This window comes from Clostridium sp. BJN0013 (assembly GCF_040939125.1).
Lineage (GTDB): Bacteria > Bacillota > Clostridia > Clostridiales > Clostridiaceae > Clostridium_B.
Genome location: NZ_CP162495.1, coordinates 491,512 through 517,360 on the forward strand (window position 1 = coordinate 491,512; position 25,849 = coordinate 517,360).

Genomic DNA, 25,849 nt, shown 5'->3' on the forward strand with positions numbered 1-25,849 from the left:
AGGAGGATAAATTGAAACGCTTGAGGAACTTTATAAAAACCCATAGACATTTCTATTGGGTACTTGTGTTGATACCGATCTTAATCTGGTTTAAATATTTGGAGGTAACTTTAGTACCGAAGTATATGATATATAGTCCGCTGGATGATCTTATTCCTATGGTACCTGCATTGATTATCCCTTATTTGCTGTGGTTTCCCTATATAGCTTATGGTATTATTTATACCGGAATTTATTCTAAAAGGGACTTTTATCGGTTGCTTATCTTTTTAGCAGGGGGAATGAGTACCGCTTATATTATCTATATGATTTACCCGAATGGTCAGGAGTTAAGGCCTGCTGTTTTGGGACATGATCCGTTTTCTTTTATGGTAAGACTCGTTTATAAAACGGATACTCCAACCAATATCTGCCCAAGTGTTCATGTAATCAACTCCATTGCGGTGCATTCAGCCCTATGTCACTCAAAGGCATTTGAGAGGGTAAAATACGGAAAACAAAAATCGAGCATATTAATGGTATTGATTTGCCTGTCAACAGTTATGATTAAGCAGCATTCCATAGTAGATGTAGCCGCAGGGATTATGGTGAGTGTACTTTTTAATATATTGCTTTATCATATAATTGAATCTAAGGAGAAAAGGAAAGAATACGCCTTATTCCATTGTGCAGAGGAGGATTAGCGGGAATATGGAGATAAATATTTTTAAAAGTATATTTGTATTTTTTTTATTATCCTTATTAAATACTGTGTGGTATCTTCTTTTACCGGGGGACAAATTTCATGAGGATAACTGTTTTTTCCGGGAAAGAAAATGGGAAGAGAAAGGACTGTTTTATCAAAGGGTTTTTAAGGTAAAGCAATGGAAAGACATATTGCCTGAGCTGGGGGATTTTCTTCCGGTAACGTTTAAAAAGAAAAAAATAGTCTCTTTTGACAAAGAGTATGTTAAGCAGTTTATTGCAGAAACCTGCAGAGCTGAAATATGCCATTGGAGTATTATATTTACAGTGTTTTTGTACTTTCTATATCAAGCAAATTGGATAAATACCGTAATGTTGGTAGTGGCAGTCTTGATAAATATTCCATTTATTATAATACAAAGGTACAACCGTCCAAGGATGGCTGCAATGATGAAAAGGCAGGACAGAAACAGTAATAAAATAGAAAAGTGCAAAGTTCAGCATATGCCCTCCATGCACACCGGCAAAATATTATTTATCTCAGCTGATAATACCGGAAATGGGCATAAAAGTATTACAGAGGCCTTGAGGCATCAAATAAAGAAGCTGGATGCCACGAAGCATTTGGAAGTAGTAGATGGATTTTCAATGGGGAATTATTTCTTTCGGGTCTTGAGTAATTTATATAGCCCTATAGCCGTAAATGCTCCCCTTATATGGGGATGGCTATATAGGCTGTCTAATCACATGGTAAATGCTATTAATGTAATGTGTTCCCGGATCATTAAGAAGAAGCTGCTTCAGTTGCTGGAGGAGCTAAAGCCTGACATTATCATTTCAGTTCATGCGTTTTTTACCGGCTCTGTAACAAGAATTTTAGAAAAAAACCACATGGAAATTCCCGTTATTTCATTTGTTGCAGATCTTGACAATGTTTCGAACTTATGGGCAGACTCAAGAGCAAAGTATATACTTTGCCCTACTAAGGAAGCAGAAGACAAAATGAAATCCTTGGGAATATCTTCAGAAAGATTAAGGGTAGTGGGTTTTCCGGTAAGGGAAGAATTTTGCAGTGATATACCGGATATTGATATAGAAGCAAAAGATTCGGCTAATGGCAGTATATCTGTGCTTTTTATAAGTGGAAGCCAAGGGTCCAGGCAAGTACTTAAAATGGCGAAGAAACTTCTGGAAAATGGTAAGTGCAATGTTACAATTATTGCCGGAAAGAATGAAGTTCTTAGAAAACAACTGGAAAAAGAATTAGCAGAATATTCGGAGGAGCAGGTCAGTATAATTGGTTTCACGAAAGAAATAAAAGAGTATATGGCAAAAGCCGATATTCTTATCTTACGAGCTAGCCCGAATGTTTTAATGGAAGCTGTTAATTTATGCAAACCAATTATTATAATTGGTGCGTTAAAGGGGCAGGAAGAAAAAAATCCGGAGTTTATAGAAAAGTATCAATTAGGCTGTATTTGTGAAAATTATAAAAAAATATCAAGTGTGATACAAGAATTATATGCATTTAATCAAGAAAAGATAGTATCTCTTAAGAATAATATGGTTCGCTTTCGAAATCCTGAAGCAGCATATAATATAGCAGTATTTATAATTCAGCAATGTAATCAGCAAATCAAGGAGTATCGAAATACAAAGGAAATAAAATCAAATCGAGTAATTCATGATATGATTTCTCAATAAGAAAATAATTTAAGAACAAGAAAGGGAAACAGAAAGGATCAAGGATGAAAATCCATAGAAAAGAGCTTTTATCTATACCTAATTGAATAGGATATTTCAGGATTTTGTTAATACCGTTGTTCTGTATAATTTATATAGGAGCCGATTCCATAATAGACTATTATGTGGCAGCGGGAATTGTAATAATCTCGGCAGTAACAGATTTTCTGGATGGTAAAATAGCCAGAAGATTTTATATGATAACGGAATTTGAAAAGATCATAGATCCTATGGCAGATAAGCTGACTCACTGTCTATAGCCTTATGTCTTACGCTATGGTATCACTATATGAAATATCTTATATAATCAATTAGAAATATGATTGAATTCCTAAATATAAGTTTCAATACCAATTATTATACTTTAATGGAATTTTATATAAATTTACTGTCCGTAAGTCAGCCTACACAGTAGATTTTTTAACGAAAAAGGGGAAGCGGAAGAAGTTGGTACCGTCCCTGTAAGCGCTGTTGCCTCGCCCTAACTTGGTTGATTATAGCCCGTATTTGAACTGACAAACAGAATCAAAGAAACAATTGATGATTTTTACACAGGACGCAAAAAATTATCTGAAGAATCACTGAGAAGTATTTATTGAACAGTACCACAAATAGATAAAACAAATGAAGTACCTTACCCAAATAGGCAAGGTACCTTTGTGCAATCACTGGATTATGCCACCGTAAACTACACAGTGAAAGATAATGCTTATTCCAAATCCAACACAACCTTAATAGCACAGGTAGGATCTGCTGCAATTTCAAAAGCTTTTTCAGCATTTTCCAGAGGGAATTTATGAGTGATGATCTCTGGTGCTTTTGACTTCTTTTCAGCCAAATTGGATATTACTTCTTCAATGTCATTAGGTGAAAAACCACGGGAACCCATTAATGCGCACTGTGTACTCATCAATTCATGAAAGCTGATGGTAACGGGCTGCTTATGCAGTGCTATGCAGGTATACCTGGAATGCTGTTTTGCATGTTTCATGAATTCATCCACAAAGCCTTTGATTCCTGCACAGTCAATAACAACGTCTATATTTATTACTGAATTTTCTGTAACCGTCATTTTACCATTTTCATAACTGATACGGTGATTTGTATTTTTAAGAATGCCAAAATAGTTTTCAAGGAATTTTATTGTGCTCTCCGGACCTTTCAGTGAGCTAAAGCCAATTCCACCCAGTTTTTGGACAGCTTTAAGTCTTGTGTCGTCTATGTCCAGCACGACAATTTTTTTGTTTCCCTGTGCGGCAAGGCTACATAGTGCACATAAGCCAATTGTCCCTGCACCGATAATCAGTATGTTTTCATTAGGTTTTGCCTTTGCTGTATTTTTTCCGTGGGTAGCCACGCTGAAAGGTTCAATTAAGACGGCATCATCGTAAGAGAGATTATCTGGCAGAATATAAAGGTTATAACCAATTTTTGCATTTTGAACTCTTACATACTGGGAAAATGCGCCTGCCATGTCTGCTTCATATTGATTAGGTGTGCATTTTGAAGGTTCTACAAACACTCTTGTGCCAACTTCCACATCTTTCACATTTTCACCTTTTTCATATATATATCCAACCATTTCATGCCCGAATTCACGGCCTGGATTGATTTGCACCTTTTCTCCTCCATGAAGGTACCCTGTAATATCTGTTCCACAAATACCTGCTCTCACATTCCTTACGATTACATCATCGGGACCACAGATGGGAAGTTCTTTTTCCTCCAGTTTTACATTTCTGATTCCATGATAAATCAATGCCTTTATAGTAGATTTCTTTTCATTGTTCTCTAATTTGTTTATAGTTATATTTCTGCTATTTAATTTGTCCATAATAACGCTCCTTTTCAATTACTTTTATATTGAATGATTTTATATGTTTATAATGCATGGGTAATATTTAGCTCTTGTTAGAGAAATGTTTGGGAAATATTAATTTAAAAAAGGCAGTTTACTACAAAATTATCGTATTTTACGAAAAACAATCACCTGCAAAAAATGCAAATTTCAAGTAGGATGGCGGTAAAATTCAATTATTGCCATAAATCATTATAAATTTGTCTAATAATTTTAGAAGTATAAAAATGTATGGGAAACCATTTATCAGTATTAGTGCAGTGCTTTTGTATTTGGCAAGTAATAATCATTTTGAAGAATATATAATTGATTTATATTGGGAATATGTTAATGATGTTGAATTTGAAGTTATAAAATTTTCTTAAAAAGTTATAATAATGTATATAAATTTTTGATATTAAGATATAATGTGTACTATGTATAATTATAGTAATTGTTTCTTTTTAAGACAAAATCAAAAGAGTAGGATGTGTAAATAATGGAGCAGAAAATTAAAGAACTCACGTTATTGTTGTTATACTTAACTTCCTGGGAAGAAGATTGTAAACCATACAAATTTAAAAGAAGTTGGAAAGGATATAATTTTGAAATACTTGATAAATTAAAAGATCAAGGATTTATTAATATGGTAGCCACAAATCTAAATCAGTGTATTTTACGGATGAAGGTATAAAGAAAGCTGAAGAATTAATGTGTAGCTATCTTAAAAATTCTAAGTCAAATGAAAAAGAAAAAATATAGGTGCCCTTACTGCGGAGCATTGTCGCTAGATGAAGAAAATAGCTGGGATATTTGTGCACTGTGTGACTGGGATTTAGAATTATTTATGTTTACTTTGGTATCGGATGGTATTTCATCAGGCCTCAAAGTAATTTTTATTCTCAATTTTTATATCTGAACTTTTATCAGATAATGCTATGCTAACTATAACGGTTATTGAAAACACCAGAATCAAATTTTTGGTGTTTTTATATATTGCTGTAATATTCAAGAGGAATATAATTGTTTGTATCGAATATTATAATTGTAACATGTTTGGATTAGGTGGTTGTTTACATTAACTGATGACAATATTGAAGAGCTATGTGAATATTTAGATAAAGTATGTAACCTCATTCTTGATTTAGTATGCTGTGTAAAGAGGTTGAAAGAAAGTAAAATAACATTACTGGATAGATGGGAATGGAATTGGAGTTAACAGAAAGGAATGCTGATGTCAGTGTGTAAAGAGTGTAATAGAGAATATGATGAAACAATGTTTTTACAATATCCGTCTTGTTTAATTGAGCAGGAAAGTTCTGATGAAAAAGTTGACTGCCAGAATACAAATGGTAAAGTTAAAATAGCTGAAGTATTTTCGGAAAATGCCTATAATCTTTTCGTCAAGTACTGTACAGCACACAACCTAAAATATATCAATGACTTGAGATCTTTTGATTTTAACGAACTCAGAAAAGTGCCGGGTATTGGGAAAAAGAAAATTGATAGTATAATTGCCCGCTTTAGAAAATTTCCTGAATTGGCAGAAAAAAATTTAACAAAAGAAGTTGAGAACGTTATTGATACTATGTTTAATGAAATAGATGAAAGTATCTTAGATCTAAATATAGGATGTCTAAATACTTTAGATATCAAGTTGCGTACGTTGCATACTCTTGAAAGTAATGGATATACATATTTGAGAGATTTAGAGAATATTTCTAGAGAGCAATTGACAGATATAGTTGGTAAAAGGAATATAGAAAAGTTTGAAAATATTCAACAAGATTTTAAAAAAAATCTGACAGAATTTCTTGAAATAGTGTTGGAAAATCTATCAGATAAAGAAGAATATAAAATGTTTTTGAAACGAGCCAATGGATTTACTTTACAGGAAATTGCTAATGAAAGGGAAATAACCAGAGAAAGAGTGCGCCAAATTCTAAAAAATTTTAATTTGAAAATATCAATTTTTATAGATTTAATTATAAAACGAGCAATAGATCAAAAAGGGTATGCAACGGTTCAGGAACTGCTGGGTATATATAATAATGATGATTATGATAAGATTCTAATTTCATCATGCATTCAAAATGAACAGTTGGAATACCTTGATTTTGCAGATGTATTTGTTGCTAAAAGAAAAGATGAAAAATCTACGGAAGATATTATATTTCAAATTGCTTCAGAATTTGTTGGTGATGGAAAAGATTTATATGAGAATTCAGAAGAACTTGAGATGATAATGAGTGATAAAGGATTTCCATATATACAATGCGGTGAGTTTATTAATTTAATACAAAAATATGGATATAGATTATATGGCCACTATGCCGTCAAAGGAAAACAATCATATGGGTATTTGTGTTCAATGCTGGTTGCAAAGGAATTCCCTAATGGAATAAAACTATATGAAAGCAAAGATTTAGATAAACTCAGAAAACTTGCATTGAGGGAGTACGGTGATTTGGGACTGCCTGACAGCAATAGAGCATTGAGTGCAAGAATATCAAATTTCTTGATTTTATGTGGCCGGGGGATGGCTATAGCTGAAAAAAACGTTCATGTGGAGATGTCTACTATAGATGAGATTAAAGAATGTATCGACAGATCGGAAGAATCAATTATATTTTATACAGAATTGTTCTCGAAATTTGAAAGAATTTTAAAAATAACAAGCAATATATATAATTACAATTTTCTACATGGAATTTTAATGTTGTATTATCCAGATGAATATGATTATTCTAAAGATTATTTGCAGAAGAAGTCAACCGGCAATGTTTCTGGAAGTTTAACGAAACGTATTAAAGATTTTATCATTAGTAAGAATAGGCCTGTTAGTAAAAACGAGCTGAAAGCTGAGTTTGCAGGATTTTCAGATGCAATGATTGTCAGGGCAGTAAGTGAAGATAAAGATCTGTTCCAATGGGAATATAATTATTACAGCTGTATACAAATTATTAGCATTGATAACAGTATTATAAATTATTTAAAGTCAATTATAAAGTATATTATGGATGCAAATAACGGGTATTGTAGTGAAGGTATGTTGTATGAAACTGCGAAAGAACTATTGGGAAATTTTATGGATGTAAATAATGTCGTATTTCCAATAAACTTATTCTATATATGCGCTTGTTTGTTTGATGGTCTGTATGATTTTAGACACCCCCACATTGGACAAAAAGGTGTATTTCACGATGTATCGACAAAAAATGTTGTACTGCATTTACTTGGTGATACAGGTAAAATATCATTTAAAAAATATAGCGTGACAGCTGAAAGGTTTAAGTGGTCTGCAGCGACTACAGGTTCTGTTTTTGCCAATATTGAAAGTGACTATGTAAGGGTGTCATATGATACATATATACGAAAGGATTTATTTAGTATTAGTGATACCGCAATTCATGAAATTGAGAGTAAATTAGTAAAATTTATGAAGTTCAGTATACTTCCATTAATTAATTTTAATGAATGGGATGAGTTGCCCGATATAAGAGGATATGGATGGAATATTTTCTTACTAAATTCTATAATATGCAATTTTGGATGTAAGTTGAGGATAATTGATCCAAGAATAAAGGATAGAAGGTACCAGAAGGGTATTATTGTTTATAAGGATTCTAAATTAACAGAATATCCAGAAGTTATTACTTATGTATTGAAACAGAATGGAATGACTGAATTATCGGAAGGCAAGTTGCTTTCTTTTATGGTCACTAACGGTCTAACCTATAAAGTGATTCCGAGAGAGTTGTATAATGCAGGATGTATTAATTACATTAATGGGAAATTTTTATGCCAATAAAGATGGAACAGTATTCAAATTATAAAAAAAGGTATATAATTTATTTATACAGATATTTTTCCACATATTCATCCAATTCCCTAGAGTATTTTTTGTAGAAATGTACAAACTTTAAATGTAAGCAGTAAATATTACTATAAAAAGGAGTGTTTGTTGTGGCATATAACAGTAATAAATTAGTAGTACCACAAGCTAGAGAAGCTTTAAATCAGTTTAAAATGGAATCAGCTAAGGAAGTAGGAGTAAATCTGAAAAATGGTTATAATGGAGATCTTACTTCAAGAGAAGCTGGTTCTGTAGGTGGAAACATGGTTAAGAAAATGATTGAAGCTTATGAACAGAATTTAAAGTAAAAGGTAGCATGTAATAAAGTGTATGCAGTTCTAAATACAAGACGCACACTTTATTTGGAAGTGTATAAAACCATTATTAATAATAAAAACTCCAGTTTAGTTTTTAAGCTGGAGTTTTAGTTTTTCGATTTTTTAATTATTTTATTATTCTAAAGGTTATCATTGCTATATTCATAGCTTTTTCAAAGTAAAACATAAGCAATAATACTTCTTCGAAGAAGTTTTTCTAAAATTTATTTCATAATGGTTTATTGATAATTATTAATATAGACAGAATGGTCAATCATGTATATAGCGTTGACAATAATCTTTAGTTGGTATAAAATGTTATTATAAAATAATACTTTAACATAGAAAGGGGAAATTAAAATGAGTCACGTTTTACCAAAATTACCTTATGATTATAATGCATTGGAACCATATTACGATGAACAGACTGTAAAATTACATCATGATATACATCATAAAGGATATGTAGATGGTCTAAATGCAGCAGAGGCTAAACTTAAAGAAGCAAGAGAAAGTGGAGATTATTCACTTGTAAAACATTGGGAAAAAGAATTGGCTTTCCACGGCAGCGGTCACATACTACATAAGATTTTTTGGGAAAATATGAAGCCAAATGGCGGAGGCACTCCTTCCGGTGAAGTATCTGAAAAAATTAATGAATTTTTTGGAAGTTTTGAAGCATTTAAGGATCAGTTTACAAAGGCAGCTATTGCAGTGGAGGGATCAGGATGGTGTGCTCTTGTATGGAATAATATATTTAACAAGTTAGAGATATTGCAAATTGAAAAACATCAAAATTTGACTCAATGGGGCAGTACACCTATACTTGTAGTTGATGTATGGGAACATGCGTACTATTTGAAATATCAAAATAAGAGAGCAGATTTTGTTAATAACTGGTGGAATCTAATTAATTGGGAAGATGTAAACAAAAAATTATCAGAAGTTAAATAAAATGAGAATTTAAATGAATATGTTGAAAATTAAATTTTAAAGGTGGAAAATTAGAATGCAAAAGTATTTTAAATGTAGTTACGTTGGTGTAAATTAATTATTTATAATTATATTTATATAGAGTATATAAATATTAAAATACACCAACATCTATTATCTGAATATAATAATTGAGTAAGTAATAAAGTAGAAGATGATTAATTAATGATAGGTTATTTTTATAACTTATGGGATGGCTACTGGAGAAATTATCGCATTGACACTGAGACAGCTGTGCAAATTGCATTACAAAGAGTTCCAGGCCAATTAATAAAAATTGAAGTGGACATGGAAGATGGTTTTTTAACTTATGAAATTAGTATTAGATCTAATGATGGCTTAATGTATGAAGTTAAGATGGATGCTAATACTGGTGAAATACTTGAAGTTGACAGAAATGATTAACTTATGGGAGCTCAAGGCAGAGCTTCCTTTTTATGTGCGCCCGCCACTTCTTAAAAGAATAAAGGAACAGATTGAAAAACTCACTGAAATGGTGTCCAAAGAGGATTATAGAAATATAATAAATGAAAGAATATTTTGGTATAGTAATTTCCCTGCCCTTATGCTATATTAAAATCAATAAGGTGATGGAGTTCACCATAACCGCAGAAATGCTGATGACTCCTACAAATAACATTCTGTTATTTGTAGGAGTCATTTTGTTTAAAGTGGCTCTGAAATAATTACACAGGACAAGGAGACAAAGAAATGAGAAAGTATATATTTATTAGCATTGGAGGTATTTTAGGTGCTATATTAAGGTATGTTATCAGAAATATTCCTATTGCTCATTATCATGGGAGCATTCCCTTAAATACTTTGATTATCAATATTACAGGAAGTTTTATTTTGGCTTTGGTTTTAACGGCGGCTTATGAAGTTTTAGAACTTGATTCTGACATTCGGCTCGGGATTGCCACAGGCTTTATAGGAGCGTATACCACTTTTTCCACATTATGCAAGGAAACTGTGATATTGTTTTCTGAAGGGGATTATTTCTCAGCAATCTCCTATGTAACTGTTTCAACCATGTTAGGAATTGTTGCAGTGTATTTGGGCGTCGTGCTTGCCAGAGAGGTTGTAGTAAAATTAATTAATAAGGAAGATAAAAAGTTAGAAGAAGAATCAATTAATGAAAGCGGGTCGGATTGAATATGAATTTTGTTTTTGTGGGGATAGGCGGTGCATTTGGAAGTTTAGCTAGGTATCAATTAGGAAAAGTTATTTCACAGAAATCTGTGACTACGTTCCCTGTCGGTACTTTTACAATCAATATAACAGGCGCTATTCTTTTAGGCATGGTCAGCAGTTTGGATATTAGTAAGAATATGTACCTGTTATTTGGAGATGGCTTCCTGGGGGCATATACTACATTTTCAACATTTATGTATGAAGGGTTTAATTTGTTTCAGGAAAACGAGAAACTGAATGCATTTATTTATATTTTGGGTTCTTTGATTTTGGGTATCATTGGCTACACGTTAGGTTTTTGGTTAGGCAATCTTGTTAAAATAATATAAGAAAAAGGAAAGGTGGATAAACATATGGATATCAAGGGAAAATGTAAGATTTTAAAAATCTATATTGGTGAGGATTCCATGTATAAAAAACATAATCTTTATCATGCAATTGTCTTTAAGCTCAAAGAATTAGGAATAGCTGGAGTGACTGTTACAAGAGGAATAGAAGGTTATGGTAAGGGAAAAAGATTAAGAACAATGAGAATTCTGGACCTTAGCTCAAGCCTGCCAATTATCGTGGAAGCCATCGATGTACAAGAGCGCATCGAAAAGGCTATACCGGCTATGGAAGAAATGGTGAATGAGGGGCTAATTTTGATTACAGATGTAGATGTTATAAAATACGGCAGAGAACAGACAAATTAGCAACTGTAATGGAAAATATTGACATAGGTCAATTGGCAAATATGTTACTGATGGATCAGACTACAGTAACCCGTAATATTGAGATTCTAAGAAAAAAGGGATATGTTAATTTTAATTTTTCATCCATTTACTCAATAAAAGTAGCATAATAATCGATTAGGGACCTAAATATTTGTGTTGACATTTAATAAAAGAGTTGGTATACTAAAATTAAATTAGGTACCTAAATTAATTTCAACATATTTAGGAGGAAAAATTATGTCAAAAATAAATTTAAATGATTTGTATTGTACTTTACATCGTTTGAACAGGCAGATGCATCGTGTATACCATAAAGAAGGTTATAGAAAGGGTAGACTTTATCACGGGCAGGCGAACTTGTTATTGTTAATTTCCCAAAATGATGGTGCCAGTCAGAGAGAATTGGGAGAACAGATGGATATACGTCCATCTTCCATGACTGAAATGTTGACGAAGTTAGAACAGAATGGTCTGATTGTGAAGAAACGGGACGACAAGGACCAGCGGGTAATGCATATTTATTTAACTGAAGAAGGTAAAAAAGCATCTGAGAAAATTACTGAAAGTAAAGATACACTTGCAGAATCTTTGTTTACAGGTTTAACAGAGGATGAACAAGAACAATTACTTATTCTTACTCAAAAATTGTGTGCAAGTTTAGAAATGATTGAGAATTCTCATGGAGAGGAGATATACCATAGACATGGGCTTGGTCATCATGGTGGGCATTGTCATGATTTCTGGAAAGAAAATGGTATACATCATAGGCATGGATATCATCATGGATATTATTCTGAGTATGAGTAAACCAATAGTTTAAAATTATAAATATAGGATTGAATATTATGGAAGATTTTGAGATGTTGCTTAAAGGAAAAGGATATAGATTGACTGGGCAGCGTCAAATTATATTGAATGTGATGCTGGAAAGTATGGGGGAACACCTAAGCATAAAGGAAATATGGGAGATAGCTAGGGAAAAAGACAATACATTAGGAATCTCTACTGTTTATCGAACTTTAAAAATTATGGCTGAGATAGGGATTGTTACAGGCTTTGATAAAAAGGATGAGCTTAACAAATATGAACTTAATACAGATGAAAAAAACTTTATACATCCTCATCTCATTTGTATGCGTTGCGGAAAGATTATTGGAATTCAGGAAAACTTGCTTATAGACAATCCAAAAGTAAAAGTTTATAATAAGTATAATTTTAAAATAGAAGATATTCGAATTAAATGTTATGGATTTTGTGAGAAATGTGCTAAAGAATCGGTAAAATAGATTGTTATGCCTTGGCTTTAGATAATTTATGTATTGTAACTATAAATTACATTTATAAAGCAACTATAGGTTGCTTTTAGAAACGGCGAGTTGGTTTTCTTTTAATGTGAAATGATACAATAAAGTCATAAAGATGAATTTAAGATGTATATATTTCATATTTGAATTTAGCTATATATAGAATATAAAATTGAATAAAAGCAGAGATACCCTTTGAAGGATTTAGAGTGATCTCTGCTTTTATTTTATTAAACTAAAAATTATTATAGAATACTATTTCCTCCGATGGTTCTCTTTTGTAATGCAGTGGATTTGGGGAGGCATCTGATGCAGGGTATCCCAGAGGAAGCAAGGCAACCGGTACAATATGATCTGGGAGAGAAAATTCTTTTTTGATAATAGCAGGATCAAAATGTCCCACCCAGGTAGTACCCAGTCCAAGTTCTGAGGCCTGAAGCATTAAATGTGTAGTTACAATACTGGCATCTATATCTCCGCTATCTTTACCGTCAAAACTGCGTTTCCAGCTTTCTGAATTGTCATAGCAGATGAGCAATACTACCGGTGCATTAAAATGATAGGGTGTGCATTTTCTTATTTTTGCCAAAGCTTCTTCATTTTTTATCACAAGAATACGCTGAGGTTGATTATTACAAGCAGTAGGAGCAAGCAGGCCAGCCTTCAGTACAAGGTCAATAAATTTCATACATCTCATCCTTTCATAACATATTTTTAATAATGTGGAGTATAAGGGTCAATATTAAAGTTTGCTTAAATACTTGTCAGTCTAACGCCTATATCAAAGGCTTTTTTAAGGTCAATAGGAAATTGCTCTGCCTTTATGTAAAATTTTACTTTTATTAATAAAAGTATTATACTAAGTAAGAAACAAATAATCAAGTATGCAAATTTTTGTGTCTTGAATTTGAGGAGTATTTAAATTTGTAAACAAACTCTACCTGAACCAAGGAATCACTTCATAGAAAAAAGCTGACCCAAGGTCAGCTCAAAATAATTCGAAAGGGTAATGATATTTATAGTATGTCCAAAATTTTCAAAATATATACATAATTATTTAGGTATAATATAAATGATATAAGAGATATTATAGATAAAATTATTGAGTACAGAAATGGTTGGTAGATAACTATTTGAGTCTGATTAAGTATCGTATGGAGAAGGGAGATTTTATTTATGAAAAAAATTGTACTTGCAGGAGGATGTTTTTGGGGAGTTCAAGCTTATTTTGACAACAAAAAAGGCATTTTAAGTACAAAGGTAGGATATGCAAATGGAAATGAGGAAAATCCTAGCTATGAAGAAGTATGTAGTGGGGATACAGGTTTTGCAGAAGCTTGTTTTTTAGAATATAATGCTGGAGTTATAGATCTTGAAGAATTATTGGAGCTTTACTGGAGGATAATAGATCCAACCATTGTGGATAGACAGGGAAATGATAGGGGAAATCAATACAGAACGGGAATTTATTACATAGATGAAGAAGACGTAGAGATAATAGAAAGATCCAGAGAAAAGCAGCAGAAGAACTATAATAAAAAGATTGTGACGGAAATTTTACCACTTAAAAATTTTTATTATGCAGAGGAATATCACCAAAAATATCTGGAGAAGAACCCCGGTGGCTATTGCCACATACCAGGAGAGTTAATGGAATAGTTAAGTAAATATAGATTCTGGAATTACAATGAACTCCATTTGAATTTAAAAATCACTTCATTGACAAGTAGAAATATAGTGGTTATATTTAATGCATATCTGTGATTAAAGGAGGAAATATTATGAATTATTTAAATAAGCCATTAGATACAGGTAAATTATTACTAAAAAATAGATTGATCATGCCCCCTATGGCAACAGCAAAATCTGGGATAGACGGAAGGATAAGCAAAGACATTTTGGATTATTATGATGAAAAATCAAGAGGGGGATATATTTCTCTTATTATCATTGAGCACAGTTTTGTATCACAGCAGGGGAAAGCTAGTAACAATCAGATGTCTATTGCACAGGGAAGCATGGTGGAGGATCTGAAAAAACTAGCAGAAATTATTCATAAAAATGGATGTAAAACAGTAATGCAGATAAATCATGCTGGAAGTGCGGCAAATGTGGAAGTCACAGGTATGGAAATTGTGGGGCCTTCAGCTGTTCCTAATTCCTTTGGAACCGGAATGACTCCAAAAGAACTTCAAAAAAATGAAATTAAAACAATTGTAAATGATTTTAAGGAAGCAGCACTAAGGGTAAAAAATGCGGGTTTTGATGGTGTAGAAATTCATTCTGCCCATGGCTATCTTTTAAATCAGTTTTTATCTCCTATCACCAATAAAAGGACAGATGAATATGGAGGAAACATAACAGGAAGAGTTAAGATTCACAAGGACATTATAAAGAGTGTACGTGAAGCTGTAGGAGAATCTTTTCCAATATTTATGAGGTTAGGTGCATGTGATTATATGGATGGAGGTTTAACTATAGAAGACAGCAAGATAGCCGTACAGCAGCTTGAAAAAGCTGGAGTGGATATTTTGGATATTTCAGGAGGACTTTGCAGATATACTATTCCCGGGGTAAATGAAGAAGGTTATTTCACGCCTCTTTCAAAGGCAATTAAAGAAGTTGTATCAATACCTGTAATTGTAACAGGAGGAATTATCCATGCAAAAACAGCAGATGAGATTTTAAGTAGGGGAGAAGCTGATTTAGTAGGAGTGGGAAGAGCTATATACAAAGATTCAGATTGGGCCAGAAATGCTATGAAATAACCTGGAATACAATACTTAAGGAATTATAAAATAGACAGTTTTGAAAAATTCAAACTGTCTATTGATTTTGTTATTAAACTGTAGGCTATAATGAAAGTCATCAATTTAGGTTATTTGATTTTCTCTGCACTTATTTCTTGACCTGACTCATATAGGGAGATTCCTGTAACCTGATCTTTGTTATTTATATTGAAATTTATTTGAACATCAGATACTCTCAGAAAAAATTTATTTTGTGATTGGGCAAAGAGTTCATATTTTTGTCCACTATTGTTTTGTTTACAATATAGGTGTCCGTTCTCATGTGTTATGGATATACTTCCAAGATTGCCCTCAATTTTATAATTTCCTGTATATTTATCAAGGAGGGCATCATCAATTTTTACTATGGATTTTTTCTTGGGCATTTCATAGTTTTTGCCAAGGGATATATCTGCCAGAGTATCATTAAGAGAATTTATGTTGTAATATCCCACATTAGTGAGAATAATTATAGTTAAATTTTTATCTGGATATCTTGCTATATTGCTTGTAAAGCCAAGTGTATTCCCGCCGTGATATATTTTTTTGCCGTAATTTTCTTTTGATAACATCCAACCATAGCCATAGTATATTCCAGATGATGTTATCTGTATGTGATTTGAAAAAATATCTTTTAAAGTGGATTGTTTTACTAGCGTATCCGTATAAAGGGCTCTATCCCATTTATACAAATCTCTTGTGGTGGAGCATAGGTTACCTGCACCATAGGTACCGTTAATTGTCATCATATCGCTTACAGGAAAAACATCCAGATAACCACTATATCCTGTGGAGGTATACATTTTTTTCATTCCATTATAACCTAGTCCAGTATTTTTCATGTTAAGAGGGTGAAATATATTTTTTTGAAGATAATCTATATAATTTATTCCGCTTACTTTTTCCACTATATACCCAAGTAATATATACCCTGAATTGCTGTAGCTAAATTTACTTCCAGGTTGAAATTCCAGAGGCTTATTTTTAAATAAATTTATTACATTATTTATATCATTAAAGGAATCAATACTCATAGACCAGAACTCAGGCAAATTTGTACAGTTTACAATTCCTGAACTGTGGGTTAGAAGTTCTTGTATCGTTATAATATTACCATTTGGAAAATCTGGTATGTATTTGGATATAACATCATCTATATTTATAAGGCCTTTTTCAACCAGCTGCATTATTGCTATGGCTGTAAATTGTTTGGTCATGGAGCCTATGGGAAATATAGTGTCTTCAGTGTTTTTAATATTTTGTTCAAAGTCAGATTTCCCATATCCCTTATTAAGAATTATACTGCCATTTCGTGCCACAAGTACACTGCCGTGAAAGTTATCTGTAGTTTCTAGTGCATTTAAATAGTTATCCAATTTTTGTGAAATGGTCAAATAATTTTTCAGATTTAACACATTTTTAAAAGAGTCTTCTATATTTTTTGAAGAAGTATATATTTCAATGGATTTTGTACTGTTGTCCCAATTTATTGTCTTACCAAGTACTTCACTGAAAAATTCAAGAGGTACAAAAACAATATTTGTTCTAATAACAGGTGCTGTGGCTAAAGTAATATTTTTCCTATTTACAGATATTTTTTTGTTATTGTTTTCAATTTTTATCTTATAATTGGAGGTATTCAGTAGAGCACTGTCATTTTTTACTTCAAGCTTTGCATCTCTATCTAGTTTCTGACATAATACATTAAGGGAAAGCATGACTACTGAATTTAAATCTTGATAGGGTTGTACATATTTTGATGGAATATTGGTGCCATCTACGTTTATGGTAAATTCATTTGAAATGGATGCTGTCTCAGCATGTACTGTTATCTCTATTATATTACTACTTGAAAATGCTAAAAAAATTGAGAGAAAAATACACATCAATGGTTTCTTAAACATTAGATTATCATCTCCTCTGTTAAAAATTAATGGAATAATATAATTATATCATAAGAAGTAGATAATTTTTATAATTAAGATAAATTATTGTTTTATTTCCAATATATTAATTTCATCTCATATTATATGATAGTCAGATTCAGGTGGAGCTTAAATAAGGAATGTTTTTCTCCTCCCTGAATCTTAGAATTATCTGATAATTGTTAAAAGCATTTTGAATCTTTCTCCAGATCCAAGTGCATGAGGAATATTAGAGGGCATTATTATGGTTTCGCCTGATTTAACAGTAAAAGTATTATTATTTATTGTAACATCTGCTGCCCTATCTAATATTTGAACCATAGCATCTCCAGAAATTATATGGATACAATATACCATACTCTCTTCAGTACTTGTCTAATATTATACCAAATGATTTGAAAAAAATTTTTAAATTCAATTTACAAATGGCAAAAATATGATAAAATGTGGTTATTATTTGTTATTAGCTTGTTAATTTACAAATACAAGGTGGTAAGGAAAAATGACAATTCAAGTTTATTTGGTTTTTATTTTAACTTTTGTTATTTACATAATAGGAACACTGGCGTATTCTGCAAGAATTGTAGGAGTAAGAACAAGAAGAATTGCAGTATCTTCTGCAGTATTTAATGTGTTTGTATTGATACAAAGAACCGCGAATACTGTGCAGGCACCTTTACTTGCAAAAACTATTGAAAATGGTATAAATTCAGGACAGTCTGCAGGTTTAATACATATCTTTAGATGGGTAATTTTTTCTATTACCTTAGCTACAATATCAGGTGCAATTTTAATGCCCACTTTTATAAAAATATTCAACAAATTAGTTATATCATTTAGTGTTTATAGATCTTTGCCCAGATTAATGATGCATGCATTTTCAAAGTCGGGAATTGAACAATTTAAAAATAGTATTTCAATCCCTAAAAGAGAAAACCTATCTGAATTAAAAAATTTTAGGGAGACTCCTAAAAAGGTGATTTTATTAAATATGATTTCATTTTCAGTATCAAGTATAAGTGTCTTATCAGCTTTGTATGCTAGTTGTTTAGAACCAGATTTGAGAATGACAAGCAGTACTTTATCTTCAGTTATTAATAGCATTTCAACAATATTTATGGTTATATTTATCGATCCCTATTTATCCATGATGACAGATGATGTAATAAGGGGAGAATCCACGGAACTGGAATTTAATCGCTGTATAATTTTTATTGTAGGAGGTTTGATTGTAGGAAGTATACTTTCACAATTTTTATTAGTACCTGCTTCAAAGTTAATAGTAATTATTGCAAGGCTTATTTAGCATAAGTTTTTCTAAGGTTTATATAGATAAAGGAACTTCTTATAGGCAAATGGACAAACCTTAGCTGTATTTAAAAATAACTTTATTGTAAAGTTAGCTTGACAGTAAAATATTAATGGCATATAATATGTGTAAAGTTAACTTTACGTATGAAGGAGTCATAAGTTGAAGAATTCAATCAGGGAATTAAGAGAAAAGCGAGGATTAACCCAAAAAGAATTGGCAGATGCGATGAGAGTATCAAGACAGACCATAAATTCACTGGAAACGGGAAAATATAATCCATCAGTAATGCTTGCTTATAAGATTGCTAAATTTTTTGGATTAATAATTGAACAAGTTTTTATATTTGAGGAAGAATAAGAAGTCAAGTACGGTAATAGATATTTTTAGTAAAGGTTATGTCATTTAAAGGGGAGATTTATTGTGGATGTGAACAGGTACGTTAAAAAAGAGATTTTATATGCAAAGGTATTTATTGCAATAGGAATTATAGGTATAGCTATTTTATTAATTGACCTCATTTTTGATTTAAGAATAAAATCTTTGTTGGGAGTGGGGAGTGCCTTAGCATTTGGATTTACACCAACTGGAGTCGGAATGTTCTTAATATATAAAAATGCAACAAGAAATCCTAAAATAATAAAGAATATAGAATTAGAAAATGAAGAAAGAAATATTTTTATTAATACAAAATCAGCCCACTCAGCATTTTGGATTATGTACTGGTATATATTTATTTTAGTAATGCTAAACAATATAATAAATATTTCTTTTTATAAATTTGGTATTTTTACACTGATTTTTATGCCAGTAGTTTATTTTTCTATGGTTGTAATAAATCATAAAAGATATTAATTCATTAATATTTTAACAATTTGCTTCCTACTTTTATTTTAGAGAAATTTGTAATTGTTTTAAGTATTTATACTATGTTTAATTATTTTATGTTTGAAATAATATTATGATATGTAATTATTGAAAGTTTTTATAGAAGTAATGAATAGTATATTTTAAAAATAAAATGCATTTAATTGATGTGTTTTATTTTTTTGTCCTTATGTCACATTATAATCAAATACATGTGAGAGCAATGTGAATGTATTATTGCTGTTTTTACTTTTTCATTGATTTAAATATTTCTATATAGCTTTTAAAGTTTTTTTATATAATTTTGTGAAATATCAATTATATTATCCGTATTAATTAGTGATAGGATAAACTGAAAGGAGCTAAAAATGAAAATTAATGACGAAAATTTTTTATTAGAACTTAAGAAAAAAAATCCTATGGCTTTAGAATACATAATTAATACTTACTGCAATTTAGTCTTCAAAATCGTAATGAATGTACTTGGAAAGGATAATTATGAAAATGCAAAAGAATGTATTAATGATGTATACCTTTTAATATGGAATAAAAGCCATTTATATAATCCTGAAAAATCTTCATTCAAAAATTGGATTTTAGCTGTAAGTAAATATAAAGCTATAGATTATAAAAGAAGTTTAGTTAAACAGGACAACCTCCAAATAGAAGAACAAATGTTAATTTCTAAAACTGATGTTGAAAATGAGTATATATTCAAAGAAAAGAAAGAAATATTAATAAAGCTTCTGCAATGTGAGAATGAGCTGGATAGAGAATTATTCATACGAAAATACATTTTAGATGAAGATATGGGCAGTTTATGTAAAAATTTTAATTTATCAAGAGGAGCTGTTTACAACAGATTATGGCGCACTAAAAATTCACTTATAAGAAAGTTAAATGTTTCAAATGAAGTGGAGGAATTAAAATGAAATTAAATTTAAATGAAGATGATATTTTAATGCTTTTGAATGATATTAATATAAAGGAAAATGAATTTAGCAGTGATGAGCTCAATGAAATTGAAAAGAAAGCAATCTGTAAAAATATTATTAGCAAAGTAAAATCTAAAAGCTCCAAAGTTAAAAGAAATTCTATTGCAGCAGCGGTTATTTTGTTGATAAGTATTCCAATATTCATATCACAAAAGGATGTTTTAGCCAATATGATAGAAAAACTCACTGTCATATCTGGCATTGGAGAAGTAAAGATTTCTTCAGATACCCCAAAAATTCTTAAAAACAGTCTTAAACAAGGTAATATAACTTTAGCGAATATGTATGTAGATAACAGTAAGATTGTAGTTACTTTAACCATTGAACCGGAAGAACTTAAACGCTCTTATTATATTATTAGAGACGAACATGGTAATTCCTATGAACTTAATAGGAGTGATAATCTTGCCATGATGCCGGATAATCACATAGGTTCATATAGAGCAGAATACAATGGCAAAGTAAAAAAAGCTAATAGTTATACTTTAAGTATTATGGATAATGATAAAAAATTTACTAAAGCAACTTTTAAACTGAAAAATTCTGATTTTAAAGAAGTTCCTGAATCAAATATATTATATACTGCAGCTAATGGAATAACTACGTTAAATGTGACTTCATTAAAAAGAGAGGGAAATATTTTAAAAGTAGATTATTATTTTACAGATACCTTACCAGATTTTAAATTAGAAAGAATAGATAAAGTTAATTGTGGAACCTTTGAAGAAAGTAAAAAATGGGAGTTAAAAGAACCAACTAGTATAAAATCAATAAATAATGATTCTATACAGGATTCTCGCATTATAATTTCCGATGAATATAATAATGCAGTATATGGACATGACAATACCAACTATTTAGATCAGGGAAATGAATCTCTATTCGATTTAAGCAAACTCACCGGCAAAAAGTTAAAATTGACTGTTCCAAAAGTAGTTTATCACGTTCAAAATGATTATTTGGGTAAAAGTAATGATTTTAAGATAGACTTAGATGTTCCTAAATCAGGAAAAAGTATTTTAAACAAAACTGGTGAGTATAAGGGAATTAAATATAAAATTATTAGTATTCAGCGACTATCAGATAAAAGTGTAGAACTGATTTACAGTTATCTAAATGACGGCAGTGCAAAATTGCAAATTTGGGATATTTCTTTTGCAAGCGTCACTATGGGCGGAAATGGAAGTAACCATCATAGTAGATATAATGATAGTATTAAACATATTCTTGAAGATGAAAAAGTAATAGGTGATAAATTACAATTAAACGAAATTGATGTGTCTTTTTCTTCAATAGGTCCTTTTGAAATAGAATTAGATCCATCAATGATTAAGTAGTTTCTATACTCATAGTTAATCCATATTTTCTATAATAGATTTTAAAAAGTCTGTAAAGAGAGAATCTCTTTCATGGTTCATGTGTTATACACAAATTATGAAAGGGGTTCTTTCTTTTTATGTAATACCCAAAAATTAACTCAAACAGGTAAACAATTGATTATTTCTTTACCTGTTTGAATAACCAGTCTCGTACACCTTCAATTGTATAAGCATATTGCCAAGTATATCTATGGCTACCGCCCTTGAATACCGTATAATTGATGCTGCAGTTTGAACTCAGCATTTTACTTACGTCAGTTGCCAATTCATCTTTACTAGCTTCTGCATTCCAAGTTGCCTTGCTTACAGTAGCTCCTTTCTTTTTCAATACTTCAGTAATAGCATCCTCTCCTGGATTAGCCTTATTATCACCTTCTGATACAATAATCCATAAGTTCTTATTTGCCATTGGACTTACTTTTGTAGGATCCCATTGACAAGCAACCAGTAATGATGCTGCAAACATGTCAGGATACTTGATATCCATAGAGATGGAAGTCATTCCTCCCATTGATTGACCAGTGTTGTATATACGATTGAAATCAATGCTATATTGTTTTTCCAACTGTTTTACAAGATCAATTGTTATATCCATTTGATCGGTAGTTTGAGAAGTGTCATCAGCAATAATACTAGTATATTGTGGTGCAAGTACAAAGCATTCATTCTTTGCCTGTTCAGATGGTTCTGCCCATACAACTGCTCCTAACCCCTGTGTTAACGTATTTGTAGGATTATTACTTACAACACCGGCATCATGCATAAACAACACTAATGGGTACTTTTTAGATGAATCATAATTTTTTGGTACATATAGATTATACATAAGTTTTTCATTGTTGTAATTTGGATCTGTATAAGTAAGTTGCTTGAAGTCTTCTACTACTAAATTAACATCCTTGGTACTTGTCATCGCTTTTGAATCGGCCTTATATATTTGACCTCCCACAGTTTCTATGTCACCACTTTGTGTTATATTCACTGTCAACGGCTTACTTTTAGCTGAATCAGTGGCTTTTTCTCCTAATTTAGGACCAGCGCTGCCGGGCGTTTGATTACCGCTGCTTTGAGAAGCACCTTGCTAAGCATTTCCATTTTGACTGTCACTGCCACCATTTCCTGAATCAGATTTAATGGTTGTATCAAGCTCAACAATGACATATTTACCATTTACACCGTTATCTGATTTTTTTGCTTCAGTATTAGCATATACCTTTGTAACGGTCTTTCCCTCAACTTTAAAATCTGATGTATTCAACTTAGAGGTATCTATAGCACTATCGTATTGCAGCGCTGCGGCACTTACCTTTTGCCCATCTCCATATACTTCATTAATTGCTGTGACACTTTTAATATGCCCACTGCCTGGTGCTGATTTTGCAGTTAAACCACTAGATGAACATGCAGATAAATTTGTTATCGTAAAAAGCATGAAACCTGCTACTAGGGTAGACATTATTTTTTTCTTTTTCATTATTGGCCTCCTTATTTTCCTTAATTATTAAATGTACAAAAAATTATAGTCTGCTGTTTGTATGGAGTTAAATTTTTACTTCTGTAAATAATCAGTCTCTAATTTTTAACACTACCGGCCAAATCATATATTTGTTCGGAGTTATTCTGATTTGAACTTTCTGAGGAATTTGTTGAAGCATAGGAAACAAGCTTGCCATTCTTTTGGATCCAGGACATAATTTCATTGTTTGAATTACCTCTATTATCCTTGCTGTTACCACTGCCAGCTAAAACATATCGTATTTCTCCACTTTTTACACGAGCCTCAAATTGTTCCAAGGTCATAACAGTTTCATTTCCTTCAAATCCACTTAAAGATCCAACATACAAATTAGTATTAATGGTAAGGTTCTCTGCAGTGTTTAATGAGGTCACAACAACTTGACTTTTTCCATTCACTTGATGACTATTTAAAAATTTAACTAAATCAGCTGTGTTAATATTTTGATTGTCGAATTCACGGTTGCTATTTCCATACATGCTTTTAGCTCCAGTTTGGCTTTGGTTTTTTGACGACTGTGAGGACAGCAACTCCATACCAGCGGAAGGGTTTGTCGAATCCACAGCATAAAACATTACAGCACTAGACCCGACCATAGGTGATATTAGAATTCCTGCAACACCCATGCAGACCAATACCCTATTAATTTTAGACAATCTGTTTTTGAAAAGGTTAATCCCTGACAATATTAATACAGGTACAAAGCATAACCCAATAAGTAAAACCATCAATATTTTAACTATCCGAGAGGAACTGTAGAAATAAGAAAGTATCAGCATCTGTACTGCACCATTTGCCAATAGTGCTAATGGTAGGAACCAAGCTTTCCATCCTCCCTCTTTGTACATTTGCCACATGGCTACGATTCCGATCCCAGTCAAAGCTGCAGCAGGAGGTGCCATCATTGTTAAATAATGCGGATGGAATAACCCTGTATTGAAACTAAAATATATAAACTCCGGAAATAGCCACATAAACCACAGGAGTAGTGCCTGCTTTTTATCAGTATCTAGTTTACTCCTCAGTTTTTCTTTTATTGATGCTGCTATAAATCCAAGGAATGCTAATGGAATAAACCAAATAATCTGATCTGAAAGAATATTTTTCGAAAACAAACGTGTAATACCTGCAGGTGTCTGGTTTCCCATGGAGCCTGCTAACCTGCTTCCGCCGCCAAATCCTCCACCTGAAAAGTTTTCATTCGTATCAGGGTTGTCTTGCTCTAAGCCTCTTTGGCCTGGATTATTTTGACTTGGCTCTCCTTGTCCAGGGCCTCCTGAACCATGACTCTGTTGATTACTGCTGCTGCTAAGGTTAAGTCTTTCTGTACCATTATGTCCTATAATAAGACCTATTTCGGTATTATTGCCACTACTTCCTACATAGGGACGATTGCTTGCGGGTATAGAATCCACTATCAATGCCCAGGAAAACGATACTGCAAGCAAAATTGCCGTACCTGCAAACAGATGGATAACCCGTCTTTTGATGGAAATTGTATTGGAAAGTAAATACATGATGTATATTGCTGGCAGGATCATATATGCCTGCAGTGCTTTAATATTAAATCCAATACCTATAAGTATCATGCCTAATATAAGATATTTAAATTTTCCCTCTCTGGCTGCAGCTGAAAGTGCCCAACATGCCAGCAATAAAACAAATACCAGCTGATTGTCGATTGTATTATTTCTGCTTACTGCTACAAACACAGGGGTAACAGAAAGGCACAGGGCTGAAATTAAACCAGCAGCACTGCCGAAAGATTTTTTAACAATTACATATATCAACACAGTGGAAAGTACTCCCGCCAGAGCTTGTGGAAAAAGTAGACTCCATCCGTTAAAACCAAATATTTTAGCTGAGATTGCTTGAATCCAAAAACCCAAGGGAGGCTTATCAATAGTGACAAAACCTGCAGGATCCATGGCTACAAAAAAGAAGTTCTTAAGGCTCAGTGTCATGCTCTTTACTCCAGCTGCGTAATATTGATTAGAATATCCCTCTATTCCTAAATTTGAAAAATTTAGTACTGCAGACATAATTACAATAGCTGCAAGATAAATATATTCTTTTGCTTCCTTGACTTTTTTCAATTTATGTATCCTCCTTTATGATATTCTATTTTTTTCAAGTTATCATCTTAAATGTTAACATACAAAAACGGAATGATTATGTGAATACTATGTGATTTATAATGGACAGTTGTGAAAACTAAAAGCCACTCTCCATCAGGGAAAACGCTTTATTGTAAGGAGAGAGAAAAAAGATTTTTTAATCTGATAGAGATGTTGTATCAGCAGAATATGGGATAATGAGAGTATCTGTGACACCGAGGGCGAAGTATATTCCATAACTCAGGTGTTTCCATTAGATGTCTTATTGCATATTAGACGGAAAATTTATAATGCCTAGTTAGTCTGCT

At 31.9% G+C, this 25,849-nt stretch carries 30 protein-coding genes, 1 pseudogene and 1 riboswitch; of the genes and pseudogenes, 24 read left to right on the plus strand and 7 right to left on the minus strand.

Annotated features, from left to right (window positions below; genetic code table 11):
• The first annotated feature begins 11 nt into the window (after positions 1 to 11).
• From AB3K27_RS02625 to AB3K27_RS02635, 3 genes are all read left to right on the plus strand, one after another.
• Entirely contained in the window at positions 12 to 683 is a 672-nt protein-coding gene (locus AB3K27_RS02625; RefSeq protein ID WP_368489699.1) for a phosphatase PAP2 family protein, read from the plus strand.
• Positions 684 to 690: 7 nt separating this feature from the next.
• Positions 691 to 2,388, plus strand: coding sequence for a glycosyltransferase (locus AB3K27_RS02630; protein WP_368489700.1), 1,698 nt, complete (start codon positions 691 to 693; stop codon positions 2,386 to 2,388).
• Positions 2,389 to 2,489: 101 nt separating this feature from the next.
• A complete protein-coding gene (locus tag AB3K27_RS02635) occupies positions 2,490 to 2,687 on the plus strand; it encodes a CDP-alcohol phosphatidyltransferase family protein (RefSeq protein ID WP_368491154.1) in 198 nt (65 codons plus the stop codon).
• Positions 2,688 to 3,136: 449 nt separating this feature from the next.
• Here the strand turns inward: AB3K27_RS02635 and AB3K27_RS02640 are convergent, their stop codons facing one another.
• Positions 3,137 to 4,261 (minus strand): zinc-binding dehydrogenase, encoded by a 1,125-nt coding sequence (locus tag AB3K27_RS02640; protein ID WP_368489701.1) that lies wholly within the window; start codon positions 4,259 to 4,261, stop codon positions 3,137 to 3,139.
• Between the two features lie 224 nt (positions 4,262 to 4,485).
• Between AB3K27_RS02640 and AB3K27_RS02645 the strand changes: the two genes are divergently transcribed.
• The 14 genes from AB3K27_RS02645 (at position 4,486) to AB3K27_RS02710 (ending at position 12,626) form a co-directional block, all read left to right on the plus strand.
• A complete protein-coding gene (locus tag AB3K27_RS02645; protein ID WP_368489702.1) occupies positions 4,486 to 4,650 on the plus strand; it encodes a hypothetical protein in 165 nt (54 codons plus the stop codon).
• Positions 4,651 to 4,763: 113 nt separating this feature from the next.
• Positions 4,764 to 4,958: a hypothetical protein gene (locus AB3K27_RS02650; protein WP_368489703.1), complete on the plus strand. Its 195-nt coding sequence runs from the start codon at positions 4,764 to 4,766 to the stop codon at positions 4,956 to 4,958.
• A complete protein-coding gene (locus AB3K27_RS02655) occupies positions 4,934 to 5,026 on the plus strand; it encodes a hypothetical protein (RefSeq protein ID WP_368489704.1) in 93 nt (30 codons plus the stop codon). The genes AB3K27_RS02650 and AB3K27_RS02655 overlap by 25 nt, the downstream gene beginning before the upstream one ends.
• Entirely contained in the window at positions 5,007 to 5,183 is a 177-nt protein-coding gene (locus AB3K27_RS02660; RefSeq protein WP_368489705.1) for a CPCC family cysteine-rich protein, read from the plus strand. The genes AB3K27_RS02655 and AB3K27_RS02660 overlap by 20 nt, the downstream gene beginning before the upstream one ends.
• A gap of 309 nt (positions 5,184 to 5,492) precedes the next feature.
• Positions 5,493 to 8,075, plus strand: a complete 2,583-nt coding sequence (locus tag AB3K27_RS02665) for a hypothetical protein (RefSeq protein ID WP_368489706.1) — start codon at positions 5,493 to 5,495, stop codon at positions 8,073 to 8,075.
• Between the two features lie 155 nt (positions 8,076 to 8,230).
• Positions 8,231 to 8,428 carry a small, acid-soluble spore protein, alpha/beta type gene (locus tag AB3K27_RS02670; RefSeq protein ID WP_368489707.1) on the plus strand — a complete coding sequence of 66 codons (198 nt, stop codon included), beginning with the start codon at positions 8,231 to 8,233 and terminating at the stop codon, positions 8,426 to 8,428.
• A 369-nt stretch (positions 8,429 to 8,797) separates the two neighbouring features.
• Entirely contained in the window at positions 8,798 to 9,391 is a 594-nt protein-coding gene (locus tag AB3K27_RS02675; protein ID WP_368489708.1) for a superoxide dismutase, read from the plus strand.
• 204 nt (positions 9,392 to 9,595) lie between these two features.
• On the plus strand, positions 9,596 to 9,835 hold the full coding sequence (locus AB3K27_RS02680; protein WP_368489709.1) for a PepSY domain-containing protein: 240 nt from the start codon (positions 9,596 to 9,598) through the stop codon (positions 9,833 to 9,835).
• Entirely contained in the window at positions 9,828 to 10,007 is a 180-nt protein-coding gene (locus tag AB3K27_RS02685) for a hypothetical protein (protein ID WP_368489710.1), read from the plus strand. The genes AB3K27_RS02680 and AB3K27_RS02685 overlap by 8 nt, the downstream gene beginning before the upstream one ends.
• Positions 10,008 to 10,067: riboswitch (Fluoride riboswitch) on the plus strand. It begins immediately after the preceding gene.
• Between the two features lie 74 nt (positions 10,068 to 10,141).
• Positions 10,142 to 10,585: a fluoride efflux transporter CrcB gene (gene crcB, locus AB3K27_RS02690; protein ID WP_368489711.1), complete on the plus strand. Its 444-nt coding sequence runs from the start codon at positions 10,142 to 10,144 to the stop codon at positions 10,583 to 10,585.
• Positions 10,586 to 10,587: 2 nt separating this feature from the next.
• Positions 10,588 to 10,953, plus strand: a complete 366-nt coding sequence (gene crcB, locus AB3K27_RS02695; protein WP_368489712.1) for a fluoride efflux transporter CrcB — start codon at positions 10,588 to 10,590, stop codon at positions 10,951 to 10,953.
• Between the two features lie 24 nt (positions 10,954 to 10,977).
• A complete protein-coding gene (locus tag AB3K27_RS02700; protein WP_368489713.1) occupies positions 10,978 to 11,319 on the plus strand; it encodes a DUF190 domain-containing protein in 342 nt (113 codons plus the stop codon).
• A gap of 258 nt (positions 11,320 to 11,577) precedes the next feature.
• The gene (locus tag AB3K27_RS02705; RefSeq protein ID WP_368489714.1) at positions 11,578 to 12,147 is read left to right on the plus strand and encodes a MarR family winged helix-turn-helix transcriptional regulator; all 570 of its coding nucleotides are present in this window, start codon (positions 11,578 to 11,580) and stop codon (positions 12,145 to 12,147) included.
• Between the two features lie 38 nt (positions 12,148 to 12,185).
• A complete protein-coding gene (locus tag AB3K27_RS02710; protein ID WP_368489715.1) occupies positions 12,186 to 12,626 on the plus strand; it encodes a Fur family transcriptional regulator in 441 nt (146 codons plus the stop codon).
• Between the two features lie 253 nt (positions 12,627 to 12,879).
• On the opposite strand, the gene AB3K27_RS02715 is transcribed toward AB3K27_RS02710, so the two are convergent.
• Positions 12,880 to 13,332: a nitroreductase family protein gene (locus AB3K27_RS02715; RefSeq protein ID WP_368489716.1), complete on the minus strand. Its 453-nt coding sequence runs from the start codon at positions 13,330 to 13,332 to the stop codon at positions 12,880 to 12,882.
• A gap of 488 nt (positions 13,333 to 13,820) precedes the next feature.
• Between AB3K27_RS02715 and msrA the strand changes: the two genes are divergently transcribed.
• Positions 13,821 to 14,303 (plus strand): peptide-methionine (S)-S-oxide reductase MsrA, encoded by a 483-nt coding sequence (gene msrA, locus AB3K27_RS02720; RefSeq protein ID WP_368489717.1) that lies wholly within the window; start codon positions 13,821 to 13,823, stop codon positions 14,301 to 14,303.
• A 122-nt stretch (positions 14,304 to 14,425) separates the two neighbouring features.
• The gene (locus tag AB3K27_RS02725; RefSeq protein ID WP_368489718.1) at positions 14,426 to 15,412 is read left to right on the plus strand and encodes an NADH:flavin oxidoreductase; all 987 of its coding nucleotides are present in this window, start codon (positions 14,426 to 14,428) and stop codon (positions 15,410 to 15,412) included.
• A 110-nt stretch (positions 15,413 to 15,522) separates the two neighbouring features.
• Here AB3K27_RS02725 and AB3K27_RS02730 read toward each other — a convergent pair whose 3' ends face one another.
• Positions 15,523 to 17,337, minus strand: a complete 1,815-nt coding sequence (locus tag AB3K27_RS02730; protein ID WP_368489719.1) for a serine hydrolase — start codon at positions 17,335 to 17,337, stop codon at positions 15,523 to 15,525.
• 189 nt (positions 17,338 to 17,526) lie between these two features.
• Positions 17,527 to 17,691 (minus strand): annotated as a pseudogene (locus AB3K27_RS02735) (cupin domain-containing protein); the annotation flags it as partial.
• 169 nt (positions 17,692 to 17,860) lie between these two features.
• On the opposite strand from AB3K27_RS02735, the gene AB3K27_RS02740 reads away from it, so the two are divergent.
• From AB3K27_RS02740 to AB3K27_RS02760, 5 genes are all read left to right on the plus strand, one after another.
• Positions 17,861 to 18,664 (plus strand): lipid II flippase Amj family protein, encoded by an 804-nt coding sequence (locus AB3K27_RS02740; RefSeq protein ID WP_368489720.1) that lies wholly within the window; start codon positions 17,861 to 17,863, stop codon positions 18,662 to 18,664.
• A 165-nt stretch (positions 18,665 to 18,829) separates the two neighbouring features.
• Positions 18,830 to 19,027 (plus strand): helix-turn-helix transcriptional regulator, encoded by a 198-nt coding sequence (locus AB3K27_RS02745; RefSeq protein WP_368489721.1) that lies wholly within the window; start codon positions 18,830 to 18,832, stop codon positions 19,025 to 19,027.
• Between the two features lie 63 nt (positions 19,028 to 19,090).
• Complete coding sequence (locus AB3K27_RS02750) at positions 19,091 to 19,522, plus strand: hypothetical protein (RefSeq protein ID WP_368489722.1); 432 nt, start codon at positions 19,091 to 19,093, stop codon at positions 19,520 to 19,522.
• Between the two features lie 380 nt (positions 19,523 to 19,902).
• Positions 19,903 to 20,466 carry a sigma-70 family RNA polymerase sigma factor gene (locus tag AB3K27_RS02755; RefSeq protein ID WP_368489723.1) on the plus strand — a complete coding sequence of 188 codons (564 nt, stop codon included), beginning with the start codon at positions 19,903 to 19,905 and terminating at the stop codon, positions 20,464 to 20,466.
• Positions 20,463 to 21,866: a hypothetical protein gene (locus AB3K27_RS02760; RefSeq protein ID WP_368489724.1), complete on the plus strand. Its 1,404-nt coding sequence runs from the start codon at positions 20,463 to 20,465 to the stop codon at positions 21,864 to 21,866. Before AB3K27_RS02755 ends, AB3K27_RS02760 begins: the two co-directional genes overlap by 4 nt.
• Before the next feature lie 160 nt (positions 21,867 to 22,026).
• Here the strand turns inward: AB3K27_RS02760 and AB3K27_RS02765 are convergent, their stop codons facing one another.
• The 3 genes from AB3K27_RS02765 to AB3K27_RS02775 form a co-directional block, all read right to left on the minus strand.
• Positions 22,027 to 22,890 carry an alpha/beta hydrolase-fold protein gene (locus AB3K27_RS02765; protein ID WP_368491155.1) on the minus strand — a complete coding sequence of 288 codons (864 nt, stop codon included), beginning with the start codon at positions 22,888 to 22,890 and terminating at the stop codon, positions 22,027 to 22,029.
• A gap of 99 nt (positions 22,891 to 22,989) precedes the next feature.
• Positions 22,990 to 23,382: a hypothetical protein gene (locus AB3K27_RS02770; protein ID WP_368489725.1), complete on the minus strand. Its 393-nt coding sequence runs from the start codon at positions 23,380 to 23,382 to the stop codon at positions 22,990 to 22,992.
• A gap of 98 nt (positions 23,383 to 23,480) precedes the next feature.
• Complete coding sequence (locus AB3K27_RS02775) at positions 23,481 to 25,520, minus strand: glycosyltransferase family 39 protein (protein ID WP_368489726.1); 2,040 nt, start codon at positions 25,518 to 25,520, stop codon at positions 23,481 to 23,483.
• Between the last annotated feature and the right edge of the window lie 329 nt (positions 25,521 to 25,849).

Excerpts from the sequence above, each read along its gene's own strand:
- AB3K27_RS02665 (WP_368489706.1), top strand. The coding sequence starts at position 5,493 with ATGCTGATGTCAGTGTGTAAAGAGTGTAATAGAGAATATGATGAAACA.
- msrA (WP_368489717.1), top strand. The coding sequence starts at position 13,821 with ATGAAAAAAATTGTACTTGCAGGAGGATGTTTTTGGGGAGTTCAAGCT.
- AB3K27_RS02740 (WP_368489720.1), top strand. The coding sequence starts at position 17,861 with ATGACAATTCAAGTTTATTTGGTTTTTATTTTAACTTTTGTTATTTAC.
- AB3K27_RS02630 (WP_368489700.1), top strand. The coding sequence starts at position 691 with ATGGAGATAAATATTTTTAAAAGTATATTTGTATTTTTTTTATTATCC.
- crcB (WP_368489712.1), top strand. The coding sequence starts at position 10,588 with ATGAATTTTGTTTTTGTGGGGATAGGCGGTGCATTTGGAAGTTTAGCT.
- AB3K27_RS02770 (WP_368489725.1), bottom strand. The coding sequence starts at position 23,382 with ATGAAAAAGAAAAAAATAATGTCTACCCTAGTAGCAGGTTTCATGCTT.
- AB3K27_RS02730 (WP_368489719.1), bottom strand. The coding sequence starts at position 17,337 with ATGTTTAAGAAACCATTGATGTGTATTTTTCTCTCAATTTTTTTAGCA.
- AB3K27_RS02650 (WP_368489703.1), top strand. The coding sequence starts at position 4,764 with ATGGAGCAGAAAATTAAAGAACTCACGTTATTGTTGTTATACTTAACT.
- AB3K27_RS02715 (WP_368489716.1), bottom strand. The coding sequence starts at position 13,332 with ATGAAATTTATTGACCTTGTACTGAAGGCTGGCCTGCTTGCTCCTACT.
- AB3K27_RS02680 (WP_368489709.1), top strand. The coding sequence starts at position 9,596 with ATGATAGGTTATTTTTATAACTTATGGGATGGCTACTGGAGAAATTAT.
- AB3K27_RS02755 (WP_368489723.1), top strand. The coding sequence starts at position 19,903 with ATGAAAATTAATGACGAAAATTTTTTATTAGAACTTAAGAAAAAAAAT.
- AB3K27_RS02710 (WP_368489715.1), top strand. The coding sequence starts at position 12,186 with ATGGAAGATTTTGAGATGTTGCTTAAAGGAAAAGGATATAGATTGACT.
- AB3K27_RS02725 (WP_368489718.1), top strand. The coding sequence starts at position 14,426 with ATGAATTATTTAAATAAGCCATTAGATACAGGTAAATTATTACTAAAA.
- AB3K27_RS02660 (WP_368489705.1), top strand. The coding sequence starts at position 5,007 with ATGAAAAAGAAAAAATATAGGTGCCCTTACTGCGGAGCATTGTCGCTA.
- AB3K27_RS02760 (WP_368489724.1), top strand. The coding sequence starts at position 20,463 with ATGAAATTAAATTTAAATGAAGATGATATTTTAATGCTTTTGAATGAT.
- AB3K27_RS02640 (WP_368489701.1), bottom strand. The coding sequence starts at position 4,261 with ATGGACAAATTAAATAGCAGAAATATAACTATAAACAAATTAGAGAAC.
- AB3K27_RS02705 (WP_368489714.1), top strand. The coding sequence starts at position 11,578 with ATGTCAAAAATAAATTTAAATGATTTGTATTGTACTTTACATCGTTTG.
- AB3K27_RS02685 (WP_368489710.1), top strand. The coding sequence starts at position 9,828 with ATGATTAACTTATGGGAGCTCAAGGCAGAGCTTCCTTTTTATGTGCGC.
- AB3K27_RS02675 (WP_368489708.1), top strand. The coding sequence starts at position 8,798 with ATGAGTCACGTTTTACCAAAATTACCTTATGATTATAATGCATTGGAA.
- AB3K27_RS02700 (WP_368489713.1), top strand. The coding sequence starts at position 10,978 with ATGGATATCAAGGGAAAATGTAAGATTTTAAAAATCTATATTGGTGAG.
- crcB (WP_368489711.1), top strand. The coding sequence starts at position 10,142 with ATGAGAAAGTATATATTTATTAGCATTGGAGGTATTTTAGGTGCTATA.